Consider the following 14,577-nt stretch of genomic DNA (forward strand, 5'->3'; position numbering starts at 1 on the left):
ATACTGGCCGGACGGCAACGGGAGGATCTCCATGACCGACATCGCGATCCGTTTCGAGGGCGCCGGCAAGACGTACCCGGACGGGACCACGGCCGTCGAGGCCCTCGACCTCGAGATCCCCCGCGGGTCCCTCACCGTGTTCGTGGGACCCTCCGGCTGCGGCAAGACCACCTCCCTGCGGATGATCAACCGCATGGTGGAGCCCACCTCCGGCTCCGTCACGGTCGAGGGCCGTGACGTCACGTCCGTGCCCGCCCACGAGCTGCGCCGCTCCATGGGCTACGTCATGCAGCAGTCGGGCCTCCTGCCGCACCGGACCGTGGTGGACAACATCGCGACCGTCCCGCGGCTCAACGGCGTGCCGAGGAAGCAGGCGCGGGAGCGGGCCCGCGAGCTGCTGAGCACCGTGGGGCTCGCCGAGGCCCTGGGCTCCCGCTACCCCTCCCAGCTCTCGGGCGGTCAGCAGCAGCGCGTGGGCGTGGCCCGGGCGCTCGCCGCCGACCCGCCGGTCCTGCTCATGGACGAGCCGTTCTCCGCCGTGGACCCCGTGGTGCGCCAGGACCTGCAGCGCGAGCTGCTGGACCTCCAGCGCCGGCTGCACCGCACCATCGTGTTCGTCACCCACGACATCGACGAGGCGATCCTGCTCGGCAACCGGGTGGCCGTCTTCGCCACGGGCGGGCGGCTGGCGCAGTACGCCACCCCGGAGGAGCTGCTGCGCGCGCCCGCCGACGACTTCGTGGCGGACTTCGTGGGCCGGGACCGCGGCTTCCGCTCCCTGACCTTCGACTCGGCCCACGACATCCCCGTGCACCCGGTGGCCACCGTGCGCCCGGACGGCACCCAGGGCGTGGCCGGGACCGGGGACGGGCCCGTCCCCGACGGGTGGATGCTGCGGGTCGACGACGACGGCGCCCCCCGCGGCTGGGTGCGGCCCGGCGCGGAGGACGACCCCGTGGTCGGCGGCACCCTGCACCGGCCCGGCAGCTCCCTGCGCAGCGCCCTGGACGCGGCCCTGTCCTCGCCGTCGGGCCTCGCCGTGGTCGTCGACGACGACGGCCGGGCGGTCGGGATCATGCAGCCGGGGGAGATCATCGCGGCCATCGAGGACGCGCGGCTCGGCGGGCGGACGCCCCGATGAGCTGGACGAGCCGGAACTGGCCCTACGTCCTGGAGCTCACGGGCACGCACCTCGTCCAGTCGGTGCTGCCCCTGCTGCTCGGCGCCCTCGTCGCCGTCCCGGTGGCCCGGCTCGCCGCCCGCAACCGCACGCTGCGCCCGGTGCTCGTCACGGGCTCCTCCCTGCTCTACACCATCCCGTCCCTGACCCTGTTCGTGGTGCTGCCCCTGCTCCTCGGCACGCAGATCACCTCGGTGGTGAACGTGGTCGTGGCGCTGACCGTCTACGTCGTGGCCATCCTGGTGCGTTCCTCCGTGGACGCCTTCGAGTCCGTGGACCGCGACATCCTGCAGGCCTCCACCGCGATGGGCTACCGCCCGCTGCGGCGCTTCTTCGCGGTCGAGCTGCCGCTCGCGGTGCCCGTGCTGGTCGCCGGGCTGCGGGTGGCCTCCGTCAGCAACATCTCCATGGTCAGCGTGGGCGCCGTGATCGGCGTGCAGTCCCTCGGCACCCTGTTCACCGACGGGCTGCGCCGGTCCATCCTCGAGGAGATCGCGGTGGGCATCGTCCTGACCGTGGTCCTGGCGGTGCTCATGGACCTCGTGCTGCGGGGGGCCGGCCGCGCCCTGACGCGCTGGCAGCGGGCGGGCACGGCCCCGGTCCCGCGCGTGCGCAGAGGAGCGGTCGCGTGAGCCTCGCCGGCGGCGCCCTGGAGTGGCTGACCGATCCCGAGAACTGGTCCGGGCCCGGCGGCATCCCCGCCCGGCTGCTGGAGCACCTGACGTACAGCGGCGTGACGATGGCCGTGGCCCTGGCCGTGGCAGTCCCCCTGGGCCTGTGGGTGGGGCACACGGGGCGCGGCTCCGGCGTCGTCGTCGGCCTGGCCGGGGCGCTGCGCGCCCTGCCCACGCTGGGCCTGCTCACCCTCTTCACCCTGCTGCTCGGGCTCGGACTGGTGCCGCCGATCATCGCGCTCGTCCTGCTCGCGATCCCCCCGATCCTGTCGGGGGCCTACGCCGGGGTCGCGAACGTGTCCCCGGCCCTCAAGGACGCCGGGGCGGCGATGGGGATGACCGGGAGCCAGGTGCTGACCCGCGTGGAGGTGCCCAACGCCCTGCCCGTGATCCTGGGCGGGATCCGCAACGCCGCCCTGCAGGTCGTGGCGACCGTGACCGTGGTCGCCTACATCAACCTCGGCGGCCTCGGCCGCTACCTCATCGACGGCCTCGCGGTGCGCGACTACGACCGGATGCTCGGCTCCGTGGTGCTCGTGGCGGTCCTCGCGCTCGTCGTGGACGCCGTCCTGGCCGTGGCCCAGCGGCTGTCCACGTCGCCGGGACTGCGCCTCGCCGCTCCCTGACCCACCGCCGCCCCCTGACCCACAGCCCTCCCGAGACCCGCCGTCCTCCCGAGCCCACCGTCTTCCCGTGCCACCGACCGACAGGAGAACCACCATGACCACCGCTCCCGCGCTCCGCCGCTCCGCCGCACCCGCCCTGGGCGCCGCCCTGCTGCTGGGCCTGACCGCCTGCGGCGGCGACCCCCTCGCCGAGGAGGACGGGTCCGCGACCACGTCCTCGGAGACCGTGACCGTGGGCTCCGCCGACTTCCCGGAGAGCCAGATCGTGGCCGAGCTCTACGCCGGGGCGCTCGAGTCCGCCGGCGTCGAGACGGAGACGTCCCTGGGCATCGGAGCCCGCGAGGCCTACGTGGGGGCCGTGCAGGACGGGTCCGTGGACGTGGTCCCCGACTACTCCGGCAACCTGCTGCTCTTCGCGGACCCCGAGGCCACGGCGAGCTCGGCCGAGGAGATCATGGCCGCCCTGCCGGACGCGCTGCCCGAGGGCCTGACCGTGCTCGAGGCCTCCGAGGCGGAGAACAAGGACGCCATGGTGGTCACCTCCGGGACCGCGGAGCAGTACGGGCTCACGAGCATCACGGACCTGGCGGAGGTGTGCGGGGAGCTGGTGATCGCGGGGCCGCCCGAGTTCGCCGAGCGCGCCTACGGCCTCGACGGCCTGGAGCAGAAGTACGGCTGCGTGCCGGAGTCCTTCGAGCCGATCAACGACGGCGGCGGCCCGCTCACCGTCCAGGCCCTCCTCGACGGGGACGTGGACGTCGCCGACATCTTCACGACCACCCCGGCGATCGCCGACAACGACCTCGTGGTGCTGGAGGACCCGGAGAACAACTTCATCGCGCAACAGGTCCTGCCGCTCGCCGCCGCGGACCGGCTGCCCCAGGAGGCGGTGGACGCCCTGAACGAGCTGTCCGGCAAGCTCACCACGGAGGCCCTCATCGACCTGAACCGCCAGGTCAGCGGCGAGGACCAGGTCAGCCCGGCCGATGCCGCGCAGGAGTGGCTGTCCGCCAACGGGTACTGAGCCCGCTCCCGCCGCCGCGTCCCGGGGTCTGCGATCCCGGGACGCGGCACCCGCCCTGCACAGGGTTCTCCACACGCGCGGCGGCGTCTCCCCGGCCCCTCGGGGCCCGCCGGGACGCTCCTGGAGGGCGCCGGCGGGCCTTTCCCCACGGTGTCCCCAGGACTCGTCCACACCTGTGGACAACTCTGTGCACAGGCATGTGGAGGAAGCCCCGGGTCATCCGCTGAAAAGCCGGGGGCGCATCAGTATGCTGAGGGGCGGACCGCTCCCGCCGACCGGTGGCAGCAGGTCCGTGACCATCCGAGGGCTCGTCGTCAAGGAGGATCTCGAGTTCGGAGACCGCCCGCCTCGGGGCGGACGACCGAAGGAGCAGTGTGCCGAACACCAGTACGCCCGGTATCCCGGGCCTGTCGCCGGAGAACCAGGCACGCGTGATCACCGCGTGCGTCCGCCAGAGGGTGCAGGAGGGCCGCCCGGCGGACCTGCCGGGCACGGGGTGGACGGACTTCGACCGCCGGTTCGACGAGCACTTCCCCCGGCTGACGCTGCTCTTCGCCGAGATCTACGGCCACCGCGAGGACTTCCTCGAACAGCTCAGCGAGCTCGGGCTGCAGCTGGCGCGCTCCTGGGCCGAGCGCCCCGAAGACCTCAAGGACCTGGACGCCCGGCGCGAGCAGGACCCCGCGTGGTTCGGCGCGCGGCAGATGCTCGGCGGGGTCTGCTACGTGGACCGGTACGCGGGGAACCTGCAGGGCATCCGGGAGCAGATCCCCTACTTCCGGGAGCTGGGCCTGACCTACCTCCACCTCATGCCCCTGTTCGAGGCGCCGGAGGGGAACTCGGACGGCGGCTACGCGGTGTCCTCGTACCGCCGCGTGGAGCCGAGGCTGGGGACCATGGAGGAGCTCGCCGAGCTGAGCCGCGAGCTGCGCCGGAACGGGATCAGCCTGGTCCTCGACTTCGTCTTCAACCACACCTCCAACGAGCACGAGTGGGCGCGCCGGGCCGCCGCGGGGGAGCAGGAGTACGAGGACTACTACTGGATCTTCCCGGACCGCACGGTCCCGGAGCAGTTCGAGCGCACCACGCGGGAGATCTTCCCGGACGACCACCCCGGCTCCTTCACGCGGGTCCGCGCCACCGAGGAGGACCCCCGGTGGGTGTGGAGCACCTTCTACTCCTTCCAGTGGGACCTCAACTACACCAATCCCGCCGTCTTCCGGGCGATGGCCGCGGAGATGCTGTTCCTCGCCGCCCAGGGCGTCGAGGTGCTGCGCATGGACGCCGTCGCGTTCATCTGGAAGCAGCTGGGCACCGCGTGCGAGTCGCTGCCCCAGGCCCACGTGCTGCTGCGCGCGTACAACGCGCTGTGCCGGATCGCCGCGCCGGCCGTGCTGTTCAAGTCCGAGGCGATCGTCCACCCGGACGAGGTCGCCCGGTACATCGAGCCCGGACAGTGCCAGCTGTCCTACAACCCGCTCCAGATGGCCCTGACGTGGGAGGCGATGGCCACCCGCGAGCCGAAGCTGCTCGCGCAGGCCCTCGAGGAGCGCCACGCCCTCCCGCCCGGCACGGCGTGGGTGGACTACGTGCGCGGCCACGACGACATCGGCTGGACGTTCTCGGACGAGGACGCCGCCCGGCTGGGCGTGCACGGCCACGACCACCGCCGCTTCCTCAACGCCTTCTACACCGGGCGCCACCCCGGCAGCTTCGCGGACGGCGTCCCGTTCCAGGAGAACCCCCGCACGGGGGACTGCCGCGTGTGCGGGACCACGGCGTCCCTGCTGGGCCTCGCCGAGGACCCGGCGTCCGCGGTGGACCGGGTCCTGCTCGCGCACTCCGTGGCGATGAGCACCGGCGGCATCCCCCTGCTGTACCTGGGTGACGAGGTCGGCCAGCTCAACGACCCCGCCTGGAACGAGGACCCCGCGCACGCCGGCGACGCCCGGTGGGTGCACCGGCCGCCGCGGCCCGTCCAGGACTACGAGCGCCGTCACGAGTTGTTCTCCGTGCAGGGCCGGATCTTCGGGGGCATCCGGAGGATGGTCGAGCTGCGCCGGAACTCCCCGGAGTTCGACGGCAACACGCTCCTCCCGTTCGACGCGCGCAACCCCCACGTGCTGGGCTACCAGCGCCCGGGCGGCAACACGGTGGTGCTGTGCCTGGCGAACTTCTCCGACTGGTCCCAGTTCGTCACGGGGGAGACCCTCTCGGGGTTCCTGCCCCAGGCCGTCGAGCTGCACGGCAACACCGAGCTCGACCTGCGCCACGGTCTGCTGCTCGACGCCCACGGGTTCCTCTGGATCCGCGTGCTCCCGAAGCGCTGACCCGTGGGTGCGTGGACGGTGCTGGTGCTCTCGGGCGTCCTCGAGGCGGTGTGGGCGTCCGCGCTCGCGGCCTCGGACGGTCTCCGCCGTCCCGTGCCGGCCGTGGTGTTCGCGGTGACGGCCGCCGTGAGCCTGGCCGGACTGTCCTACGCCATGGCCACCCTCCCCACGGGCACGGCGTACGCCGTCTGGGTGGGCATCGGCGCGGCCCTGACCGTGGCCTGGTCCATGCTGACGGGCCGCGAGTCCGCCACGCCCCTCAGGATCCTGCTGGTGCTCGGACTCGTCGGCTGTGTGATCGGGCTCAAGGTTGTCGGCTGAGGCCGGCGCGGCGCGGGCCGAGCGGGACCGGCGCGCCCGTGCCTGGGCGCTGCTGGTGCTCAGCGGGATCCTGGAGGCGGTCTGGGCCACCGCCCTGGGCGCGTCCGAGGGCTTCTCGCGGCCGGGCCCCGGTCTGCTCTTCGCCGTGACCCTGGTGCTGAGCATGCTCACCCTGGCACGCGCCGCCCGGGTGGTGCCGATGGGCACCGCCTACGCCGTGTGGACGGGCATCGGCGCCGTGCTCACGGTCGCGTGGGCGGCCGGCACGGGGCAGGAGCAGATCTCGTGGGCGAAGGCCCTCTTCCTGGCGGGGATCGTGGCGTGCGTCGTGGGCCTGCACGCCGCCGACCGGCCGACCCCGGGGAAGGACCGGTGACCCGGGACCGCAGGCCGGGCGCGCACCTCATGCTGGTGCTCACCGCCACGATGGCCGTGGGCCCGCTGCTGACCCACAGCCTCTCGGCGATGAGCCCCCTGGTGATCGCGGACCTGGAGCTCACGGAGGCGCAGTTCGGGCTGCTCGCCACCACCACGTTCTTCGTCGCGGCCGTCACCGCGGTGCGCACCGGCCGCTGGGCGGACCGGCTGGCCGCCCGCACCCTGCTGGTCGTGATGTTCGGCGGGGCCGCGCTCGCGATGCTCCTGACCGCCGCGGCGCCGGGGTACACGGTCCTGCTCGTGGCCATGGTGCTCTCGGGGCTCGGACAGGTCATGGCCAACCCCGCGACCAACCGGCTCATCCGCCTGCACGTGCCCGCCGGGCGGCGCGCGAGCTGGCTCGGGATCAAGCAGGCCGGCGTGCAGGCCTCGCAGCTCGTGGCGGGCCTGACGTTCCCCGCGCTCGGCCTGCTGCTCGGCTGGCGCACCGCGGTCCTGGTGGCCGTGGGCGCGGTGCTGCTCCTGCTCGTGCACGGCTGGTGGACGGTCCCGGACAACCACCCCGGCACCCCGGCGGCACGCCCGTCCCGGACGACGTCCCCGTCCGGGACGACGACGCCGTTCCGGTCCCGGGCGGCGGGCGCCGCCGCGCGGCCGCCGATGCCCGGTGCCGTCCGGGCGTACGCCGCGGCCGCGGCACTGACCGGGCTGGGGGCGCAGGCCGCCAACGTCTACCTGCCGCTCTACGCCCACCGGGAGCTGGGCCTCGACGTCGTCGCCGCCGGGGCCACCGTGTCCGTCTCCGCGCTCGTGGGCATCGCCTCCCGGGTGCTGTGGGCGCGCGTGATGGACCGGCCGGGCGCGGACGGCTTCGTGCTGCTGGCCGGCATGGCCCTGGGGGCGGCCGCGAGCGCCGTGCTGCTGATCCTGGCGCCGCTGCACCCCGGCCTCGCGTGGGCGGTGTGGCCGGCGGCCGTCCTGCACGGGGGCGCGGCACTCGCGGTGAGCGTGGTGGTGATGTCCGCGGCGATGCGCGCCGTGCCCGCCGACCGGGTGGGGGCGTCCACCGGCGTGGTGACCATGGGCCTGTACGCGGGGTTCTGCGCCGGTCCGCTCGCCCTCGGCGGACTGCTCCAGCTCACGGGGTCCTTCGCGGTGGGCTGGGGCGTGGTGCTCGTCTGCTACCTGGCCTGCGCGGCGCTCGCCGTCCTCGTGCGCTCCCGTGCACACCGCTAGGACGCCGCCGTCCGGAGTGCTCCCGGCCGCTGCCGCCTCCCGTTCGGCGGGGTCCCCGCCCGCCCGCCGACCGGTGCTGTCCCCCGTTCAGGGGGACCGGCCGGCCTCTGTGCGACGCTCCGTGACGTCCTGGCACGGTCTTCTCAACAGCTTCTCCACAGGTGTTGTCCACAGCGTGGATAACTTCCACCGGTGGAATTACGGGACTCCCTGTCCCGCCCACCCCGCGCTGACCTGCAACGGCGCCGCCGGCCGGGGATTGGGTGCACCGGTGCTCGCTCTGTGCACGCGTTCCTCCACACCTGTGGACAACTTTCTCCACCCCCTGTGCACCCGGACGGGCGGGCCCCGCGAGGGCCGATCACTAGAGTAGTTGTGTGCACATGCGAATTGCTCCCGTCCGTGCGCTGCGCGTGCCTGCCCGGGGCGCGGATCCGACCGGGGACCGGAGGACACGATGCTGAAGGGCGCCACGACGTTCCGGCTGGTGGACACGGCCGTGGTCGGGGCCGACCCGGCCCTGGTGGAGCGCTTCCTGCTCGACCCCGGCTGCCTGCGCCGCTGGAACCCCATCCCGGAGCGGAACTACCAGGTCAGCACGGCCGTGCTGCAGCTCGGCACGTCGATCGAGTCCACGGTCCGCGTGGGCCCCCTCCGCTTCTCCTTCGTGAACATCGTCTCCGACCACGTCCCGGGCCGGCGCCTGGGGATGCGCACCACCAAGGGCGTGGTGGATCTGCTGGTGACCATCACCTGGGAACCGGTGGAGGGGGGCACCCGGATCGAGAAGGCCGTGGACGGGCGGTTCACGGAGTCCAAGGCCTGGCTGTGGCGCCTGCTCGAACCGGCCGCCCGCCGGAGCGCCCGGAACGCCCTCGAGACGCTCGGGCGGATGATCGAGACGGGGGACTACGAGTTCACGGTCCCGTCCCAGCTGACCCCCCACCCGCCCCGCTGCCCGCTCGAGAGCCCGCCCGACTTCTTCTGAGCCCCCGGCGGAGGCTGCCCGGGGGCGCGCCGTACGCTGGTGGCGGAACCTCCTTGACCCCTGCTCGCGCGCGGGACGAGGGTGGAACCACACGACAGCACTCGAAAGGACTCTCCTATGGCCGAGAAGTACACCCTTCCCGATCTCCCCTACGACTACGCGGCGCTCGAGCCCCACATCTCCGCGAAGATCATGGAGCTGCACCACGACAAGCACCACGCCACCTACGTGGCCGGTGCCAACACCGCCCTGGAGAAGATGGCGGAGGCCCGCGCGAACGGTGACGGCGCCGCCGCGGCCAAGCTGTCCAAGGACCTGCAGTTCAACCTCGGTGGCCACGTGAACCACTCGGTGTTCTGGCAGAACCTCTCCCCCGAGGGCGGCGACAAGCCGACCGGTGAGCTCGCCGCGGCGATCGAGGACCACTTCGGGTCCTTCGACGCCTTCCGCGACCACTTCACCGCCGCGGCCACCACGATCCAGGGCTCCGGCTGGGCGATCCTCGCCCTTGAGCCCGTCGGCGGCAACCTGGTCATCGAGCAGATGTACGACCAGCAGAACGGCGTGCCCGTCGCCACGATCCCGCTGCTCCAGCTGGACATGTGGGAGCACGCGTTCTACCTCGACTACCAGAACGTCAAGGCGGACTACGTCAAGGCCTTCTGGAACATCGTGAACTGGGCGGACGTCCAGGAGCGCTTCGAGAAGGCGCGCACCGGGGGCCGGTCCATCATCTGATCCCCGGTCCGCACCGTCGGGCGCCGCGCGCGCCCGACCCCGCGAGCAGAGCCCCCGGACCACGCGGTCCGGGGGCTCTGTGCCGCCCGGGGCGGAAGCACCGCGGAGGTCCCGGAGCGTCACACGGGCGGGGGAGGGGTCCCGGCGGTGGGGCACAATGGCGGGGACCCTGTTCGCACTCAACGACGAGAGCACGAGGACCCCGCATGAGCGACGAGAACCAGCAGCCCGGCCCCATCACGCACGAGGAGATCTTCCGCTCCCACGAGGGCGGCAAGCTCTCCGTGGTCTCGAAGTCCCCCCTGGCCACCCGCCGGGACCTGTCCATCGCCTACACCCCCGGGGTCGCCGAGGTGAGCCGGGCGGTGGCCGCGGATCCCGACATGGCGGCCACGCACACCTGGGCGGGCCGGCTCGTGGCGGTGATCTCCGACGGCTCCGCCGTGCTGGGCCTGGGTGACATCGGCCCGGCCGCGTCCCTGCCGGTGATGGAGGGCAAGGCCGCCCTGTTCAAGACCTTCGCGGACCTGGACTCGATCCCGATCGTGCTCGACACCCAGGACGTCGACGAGATCGTGGCCACCGTCAAGCTGCTGCGCCCGTCCTTCGGCGCGGTGAACCTCGAGGACATCTCCGCCCCGCGCTGCTTCGAGATCGAGAAGCGTCTGATCGAGGAGCTGGACATCCCGGTGATGCACGACGACCAGCACGGCACCGCCGTCGTCGTCCTGGCCGCCCTGCTCAACGCCGCGACCCTGGTGGGCAAGGACCTGGCCGGGCTCAAGGTCGTGATCGCCGGAGCCGGCGCGGCCGGCATCGCGATCACCGAAATCCTGCTGGCCCAGGGCATCGACGATGTGGTGCTGATGGACTCCCGGGGCATCGTCTCGAGGGAGCGCGACGACCTCAACGCGATCAAGGCCGGCTGTGCGGCGCGCACCAATCCGCGCGGGCTGATCGGCGGACCCAAGGACGCCCTCGAAGGCGCCGACGTGTTCGTGGGCGTCTCGGGCGGGACGGTCCCCGAGGAGTACCTCACCGAACTCGCCGAGGACGCGATCGTGTTCGCCCTGGCCAACCCGGACCCGGAGATCATGCCCGAGGTCGCCGCGAAGTACGCCTCCGTGGTGGCCACGGGCCGGTCGGACTTCCCGAACCAGATCAACAACGTGCTGGCCTTCCCCGGCATCTTCCGCGGGGCCCTGGACGCCGGTGCGCGGCGGATCACCCCGGTCATGAAGCTCGAGGCCGCCCGGGCGATCGCGGCGATCGCCGCCGCGGACGGCCTGGCCGCGGAGCACATCGTGCCCTCCGCCCTGGATCCCCGGGTCGCCCCGGCCGTGGCCGAGGCCGTGGCGGCCTGCGCGCGGGCCGAGGCGGCCGTCTGACCCGCTCCGCACCCGCTGACCCGCGGCGGCCCGGGTGACCACGGAATGTCGTGGTCACCCGGGCCGTCGCGGGTCAGGGGGCAGCGCGTTCAGGCGTAGAAGCGGTTGAGGAAGGTGGCGACCACGGCGGGCCGCTCCTCGCCCTCGATCTCGATCGTGCCGTCGGCCACCAGGTGCAGGCCGTTGCCCTTGACCTCCTGGACGTCGGTGATGGTCACGGTCATGCGGATCCGCGAGCCCACCTTGACGGGAGAGGTGAAGCGGACCTTGTCCAGGCCGTAGTTGACCTTGGTCTTCACGCCGGTGACGTCGAAGAGCTCGGACCACATCGGGATGAGCAGGGACAGGGTCAGGAAGCCGTGGGCGATCGGGGCGCCGAAGGGCCCTTCGGCGGCGCGCTCGGGATCGGTGTGGATCCACTGGTGGTCGTCGGTGGCGTCGGCGAACGTGTTCACCTGGTCCTGGGTGATCTCCCGCCAGGCGGAGTGCCCGAGGCTCTTGCCGACGAGGTTCTTCACCTCGTCGAAGGCGACGACGGTCTGGGGCTGGGTCTGTGCTTCGGTCATGGCGTGTCCTTACGTGGTGGCGTCGGTGGTGGATCGGGTGGTGTCGGGCGGGCGGCTCAGACGAACGCGCTCCGGCCGGTGATCGACCGGCCGACCACGAGCGCGTTGATCTCGTGGGTGCCCTCGTAGGAGTAGACGGCCTCGGCGTCGGCGTGGAAGCGGGCGACGTCGTGGGCCAGGGTGATGCCGTTGCCGCCGACCAGTTCGCGGGCCAGCGCCACGGTCTCGCGCATGTGCAGGCTGATCCACATCTTCGCCAGGGCGGAGTCCTCGTCCCGGTAGACGCCGCCCTCCTGCCGCTCGGCGAGGCCGGCGACCATGGTCAAGGACGCGGTGACGTTGCCGAGCATCCGCGCCAGCTTCTCCTGGACGAGCTGGAAGCCGCCGATCGGGCGGCCGAACTGCTCGCGCTCCCGCACGTAGCGCAGCGCGGCCTCGTAGGCGCCGGCCTGGATGCCGGTGGCGATCCAGGCGACGTCGGAGCGCATGGCGCGCAGCATCGCGGCGACGTCCTTGAACGAGTTCACGTTCCCCAGCCGTTGTGCCTCCGGCGCCCGTGCCCCGTCGAGGTGGATGTCGGCGTTCTGCATCATCCGCAGGGACGTCTTGCCGTGGATCTTCTCCAGCCGCACGCCCGGGGCCTGCCGGTCCACGAGGAAGCCCTTGACCTGCCCGTCGGCCTCGTCGCGGGCGAAGACGGCGAGGAGGTCGGCGGTGAAGGCGCCGCCGATCCAGCGCTTGGTGCCGGTCAGCACCCACTCGTCGCCCTCGCGCCGGGCCGTGGTGGCCAGACCGCCGGCGATGTCGGAGCCGTGCTCGGGCTCGGTCAGGCAGAACACTCCCGTCATCTCGAAGGACGTGATCTTCGGGTCCCACGCGGCGAACTGCTCCGGCGTGCCGCCCACGCGGCAGGCCGTGCGGAACAGCCCGGCCTGGGCGGTGTAGAACGTGGCGACCGAGGCGTCGGTGCGGGCCAGCTCGAAGATCCGGAACCCGTGGTACAGGGACCGGGGCTGCCCGCCGTCGGCCGTGAGCTCGGGCGGGGTCATGAGGTCGAGGGCGTGCAGGGAGGGGGCGACCTGGTAGGGGAACTCCCCGGCCTCCCAGTACTCGGCCAGCAGCGGCCGCACCTCGTCCTCGAGCACCCGGCGCAGCCTGCGCAGGGGGGCCTTCTCGGCCTCGGTCAGTCTCTCCGCGATCCCGTACGGGTCGCAGTCGGGGTAGAGGCGCCCGGCGTCCGTGCTCATGCCCGTGCCCCGTCGAGGCCGAGCAGGCGCACGGCGTTGTCCTTGAGGATCTTGGGGCGGACCTCGTCCGTGAAGGACTGCTGCTCGAAGGCCCCGAGCCACTTCTGCGGGGTGATCAGCGGGTAGTCGGTGCCGAAGAGGACCTTGTCCTGGAGCATCCGGTTGGAGGCCTTCACCAGCGACTCGGGGAAGTACTTGGGCGACCAGCCGGAGAGGTCGATCCACACGTTGGCCTTGTGGGTGGCGATGGAGTTGGCCTCCTCCTGCCAGGGCACCGAGGGGTGGGCCATGATGACCTGGAGCTCGGGGAAGTCCGCGGCCACCGCGTCCAGCAGCAGCGGGTTGGAGTAGCCCAGCTTGATCCCGCCCCCGCCGGGCAGCCCGGCGCCCATGCCGTTCTGCCCGGTGTGGAACAGGGCGGGGACGCGCAGGTCCTGGATCGCCGCGTAGAGCGGGTAGAACCGCTCGTCCGAGGGGTCGAAGCCCTGCAGGGAGGGGTGGAACTTGAAGCCCTTGACGCCGTGCTCCTCGACGAGCATCTTCGCCCGCTCCACCGCGGTGGAGCCCTGGAGCGGGTCCACGGAGCCGAAGGGGATCAGCACGTCGTTGTTGCGGGCCGCGCCCTCGGCGATCTCCTCGATGGAGTTCGGCTCGTGGCCCAGGGCGGTGGTCGCGTCGACGGTGAAGACGACGGCGGCCATCCGCCACTCGCGGTAGCGCTCGGCGATGGTGTCCAGGGACGGGGACCGGTCCTCGGCCTTGAAGTACTTGGCCGAGGCCTCGGTCAGGGCCGCGGGCAGGGACGGGTGTCCGTGGTCGGAGCACTCGATGTGCACGTGCATGTCGATCGCGTTCAGCGACGCGAGGTCGAGACCGTACTCGTAGCGCATGCCGGCTCCTCCTAGGACTGCTGGGTCGCGGACTCGGGCTTCAGTTCCTCCGGCAGCGGGGGCAGGGTCTCGCCGACCGGCTGCAGGCTGCCCTCGAGGATGGCGGGGAGCTGCTCGCGCAGCGCCTCGAAGGTCCAGCCGCCGTTGCGGTACTCGGTGGCCACGGGGCGGGGGTGGCTGAAGACCTGGAGCCGGTCGCCGCCGGCGCCGATGGCCTGGCCGGTGACGCCCGCGGCGTCGTCGGAGGCGAGCCAGGCGATCAGCCCGGCGACGTCGGCGGCGTTGCCGAAGCCGAGGTCCTTGCGGAAGAAGTCCGGCATCGGCTCGCCGCGGCGGTCGGCCTCGACGGCGGAGCGGAAGAAGGGGATGGTCTCGGTCATGGCGGTGGCGGCCACGGGGATGACGGCGTTGGCGGTGACGCCGGCCTTCTTCATCTCCAGGGCCCAGGTGCGGACCATGCCCACGATCCCGGCCTTCGCCGCCGCGTAGTTGGTCTGGCCGAAGTTGCCGTACTGGCCGGTGGGGGAGCCGATGGTGATGATCCGCCCGGGGACCCCGTTCTCCTTGAAGTACCGGTAGGCCTCGCGGGCGCAGGTGAAGGTGCCGCGCAGGTGCACCTGGATGACGAGGTCGAAGTCCTCGTCGGTCATCTTCAGCAGGGACTTGTCGCGCAGCACCCCGGCGTTGGTGACGAGGACGTCGAGGCGGCCGAAGGCCTCCACCGCACCCTGCACCAGGGCGGTGGCGGTCTCGGTGGAGCCCACGGGGGCGACGACGGCGACGGCCCGCCCGCCGGTCTCGGTGATGGAGGCGACGGCGTTCTCGGCGGTGGCCTGGTCGACGTCGTTGATGACCACGGCCGCGCCCTGGCGGGCGAGCTCCTGGGCGTAGGCCAGGCCCAGACCCTGGCCGGAGCCGGTGACGACGGCGACCTTGCCGGCGAGAGGGGTGGTGCTCGGGGATGCGGTGCTGTCCTGTGCCATGGGGTGGC

At 72.5% G+C, this 14,577-nt stretch carries 15 protein-coding genes; 11 read left to right on the top strand and 4 right to left on the bottom strand.

Annotated elements, in window-relative coordinates; translation table 11 throughout:
* Positions 1–31: 31 nt before the first annotated feature.
* The 11 genes from ACZ2G1_RS12270 (at position 32) to ACZ2G1_RS12320 (ending at position 10,883) form a co-directional block, all read left to right on the top strand.
* Complete coding sequence (locus ACZ2G1_RS12270; protein ID WP_470376869.1) at positions 32–1,141, top strand: ABC transporter ATP-binding protein; 1,110 nt, start codon at positions 32–34, stop codon at positions 1,139–1,141.
* A complete protein-coding gene (locus ACZ2G1_RS12275; protein WP_368795624.1) occupies positions 1,138–1,812 on the top strand; it encodes an ABC transporter permease in 675 nt (224 codons plus the stop codon). Before ACZ2G1_RS12270 ends, ACZ2G1_RS12275 begins: the two co-directional genes overlap by 4 nt.
* Complete coding sequence (locus tag ACZ2G1_RS12280; RefSeq protein WP_470376870.1) at positions 1,809–2,480, top strand: ABC transporter permease; 672 nt, start codon at positions 1,809–1,811, stop codon at positions 2,478–2,480. The genes ACZ2G1_RS12275 and ACZ2G1_RS12280 overlap by 4 nt, the downstream gene beginning before the upstream one ends.
* 94 nt (positions 2,481–2,574) lie before the next feature.
* Positions 2,575–3,504 carry an ABC transporter substrate-binding protein gene (locus tag ACZ2G1_RS12285; protein WP_470376871.1) on the top strand — a complete coding sequence of 310 codons (930 nt, stop codon included), beginning with the start codon at positions 2,575–2,577 and terminating at the stop codon, positions 3,502–3,504.
* Between the two features lie 374 nt (positions 3,505–3,878).
* Positions 3,879–5,834: an amylosucrase gene (locus ACZ2G1_RS12290; RefSeq protein WP_470376872.1), complete on the top strand. Its 1,956-nt coding sequence runs from the start codon at positions 3,879–3,881 to the stop codon at positions 5,832–5,834.
* A 3-nt stretch (positions 5,835–5,837) separates the two neighbouring features.
* Positions 5,838–6,155, top strand: coding sequence for a DMT family transporter (locus tag ACZ2G1_RS12295; RefSeq protein ID WP_095650008.1), 318 nt, complete (start codon positions 5,838–5,840; stop codon positions 6,153–6,155).
* The gene (locus tag ACZ2G1_RS12300) at positions 6,145–6,531 is read left to right on the top strand and encodes a DMT family transporter (protein WP_126349584.1); all 387 of its coding nucleotides are present in this window, start codon (positions 6,145–6,147) and stop codon (positions 6,529–6,531) included. The genes ACZ2G1_RS12295 and ACZ2G1_RS12300 overlap by 11 nt, the downstream gene beginning before the upstream one ends.
* Positions 6,528–7,769 (top strand): MFS transporter, encoded by a 1,242-nt coding sequence (locus ACZ2G1_RS12305; RefSeq protein ID WP_470376873.1) that lies wholly within the window; start codon positions 6,528–6,530, stop codon positions 7,767–7,769. The genes ACZ2G1_RS12300 and ACZ2G1_RS12305 overlap by 4 nt, the downstream gene beginning before the upstream one ends.
* A gap of 457 nt (positions 7,770–8,226) precedes the next feature.
* Entirely contained in the window at positions 8,227–8,757 is a 531-nt protein-coding gene (locus ACZ2G1_RS12310; RefSeq protein WP_126349582.1) for an SRPBCC family protein, read from the top strand.
* Between the two features lie 117 nt (positions 8,758–8,874).
* Positions 8,875–9,495, top strand: a complete 621-nt coding sequence (locus tag ACZ2G1_RS12315; RefSeq protein ID WP_017831745.1) for a superoxide dismutase — start codon at positions 8,875–8,877, stop codon at positions 9,493–9,495.
* A gap of 206 nt (positions 9,496–9,701) precedes the next feature.
* On the top strand, positions 9,702–10,883 hold the full coding sequence (locus ACZ2G1_RS12320) for an NAD(P)-dependent malic enzyme (protein WP_470376874.1): 1,182 nt from the start codon (positions 9,702–9,704) through the stop codon (positions 10,881–10,883).
* Between the two features lie 89 nt (positions 10,884–10,972).
* On the opposite strand, the gene ACZ2G1_RS12325 is transcribed toward ACZ2G1_RS12320, so the two are convergent.
* Genes ACZ2G1_RS12325 through ACZ2G1_RS12340 form a run of 4 tightly spaced genes read right to left on the bottom strand, consistent with a single transcriptional unit; the run spans position 10,973 to position 14,569 of the window.
* Entirely contained in the window at positions 10,973–11,449 is a 477-nt protein-coding gene (locus ACZ2G1_RS12325) for a MaoC family dehydratase (protein WP_095650003.1), read from the bottom strand.
* A gap of 56 nt (positions 11,450–11,505) precedes the next feature.
* Positions 11,506–12,696 (bottom strand): acyl-CoA dehydrogenase family protein, encoded by a 1,191-nt coding sequence (locus ACZ2G1_RS12330; protein ID WP_470376875.1) that lies wholly within the window; start codon positions 12,694–12,696, stop codon positions 11,506–11,508.
* Entirely contained in the window at positions 12,693–13,586 is an 894-nt protein-coding gene (locus ACZ2G1_RS12335) for an amidohydrolase family protein (protein ID WP_470376876.1), read from the bottom strand. Before ACZ2G1_RS12335 ends, ACZ2G1_RS12330 begins: the two co-directional genes overlap by 4 nt.
* An 11-nt stretch (positions 13,587–13,597) precedes the next feature.
* Positions 13,598–14,569, bottom strand: a complete 972-nt coding sequence (locus ACZ2G1_RS12340) for an SDR family NAD(P)-dependent oxidoreductase (RefSeq protein ID WP_144835621.1) — start codon at positions 14,567–14,569, stop codon at positions 13,598–13,600.
* Positions 14,570–14,577 lie beyond the last annotated feature (8 nt).

The sequence above is a fragment of the Kocuria sp. KKT182 genome (assembly GCF_055635395.1).

Coding starts and splice junctions, on each gene's coding strand:
- ACZ2G1_RS12270 (WP_470376869.1), top strand. CDS start 32: ATGACCGACATCGCGATCCGTTTCGAGGGCGCCGGCAAGACGTACCCG.
- ACZ2G1_RS12275 (WP_368795624.1), top strand. CDS start 1,138: ATGAGCTGGACGAGCCGGAACTGGCCCTACGTCCTGGAGCTCACGGGC.
- ACZ2G1_RS12285 (WP_470376871.1), top strand. CDS start 2,575: ATGACCACCGCTCCCGCGCTCCGCCGCTCCGCCGCACCCGCCCTGGGC.
- ACZ2G1_RS12310 (WP_126349582.1), top strand. CDS start 8,227: ATGCTGAAGGGCGCCACGACGTTCCGGCTGGTGGACACGGCCGTGGTC.
- ACZ2G1_RS12315 (WP_017831745.1), top strand. CDS start 8,875: ATGGCCGAGAAGTACACCCTTCCCGATCTCCCCTACGACTACGCGGCG.
- ACZ2G1_RS12320 (WP_470376874.1), top strand. CDS start 9,702: ATGAGCGACGAGAACCAGCAGCCCGGCCCCATCACGCACGAGGAGATC.
- ACZ2G1_RS12325 (WP_095650003.1), bottom strand. CDS start 11,449: ATGACCGAAGCACAGACCCAGCCCCAGACCGTCGTCGCCTTCGACGAG.
- ACZ2G1_RS12330 (WP_470376875.1), bottom strand. CDS start 12,696: ATGAGCACGGACGCCGGGCGCCTCTACCCCGACTGCGACCCGTACGGG.
- ACZ2G1_RS12335 (WP_470376876.1), bottom strand. CDS start 13,586: ATGCGCTACGAGTACGGTCTCGACCTCGCGTCGCTGAACGCGATCGAC.
- ACZ2G1_RS12340 (WP_144835621.1), bottom strand. CDS start 14,569: ATGGCACAGGACAGCACCGCATCCCCGAGCACCACCCCTCTCGCCGGC.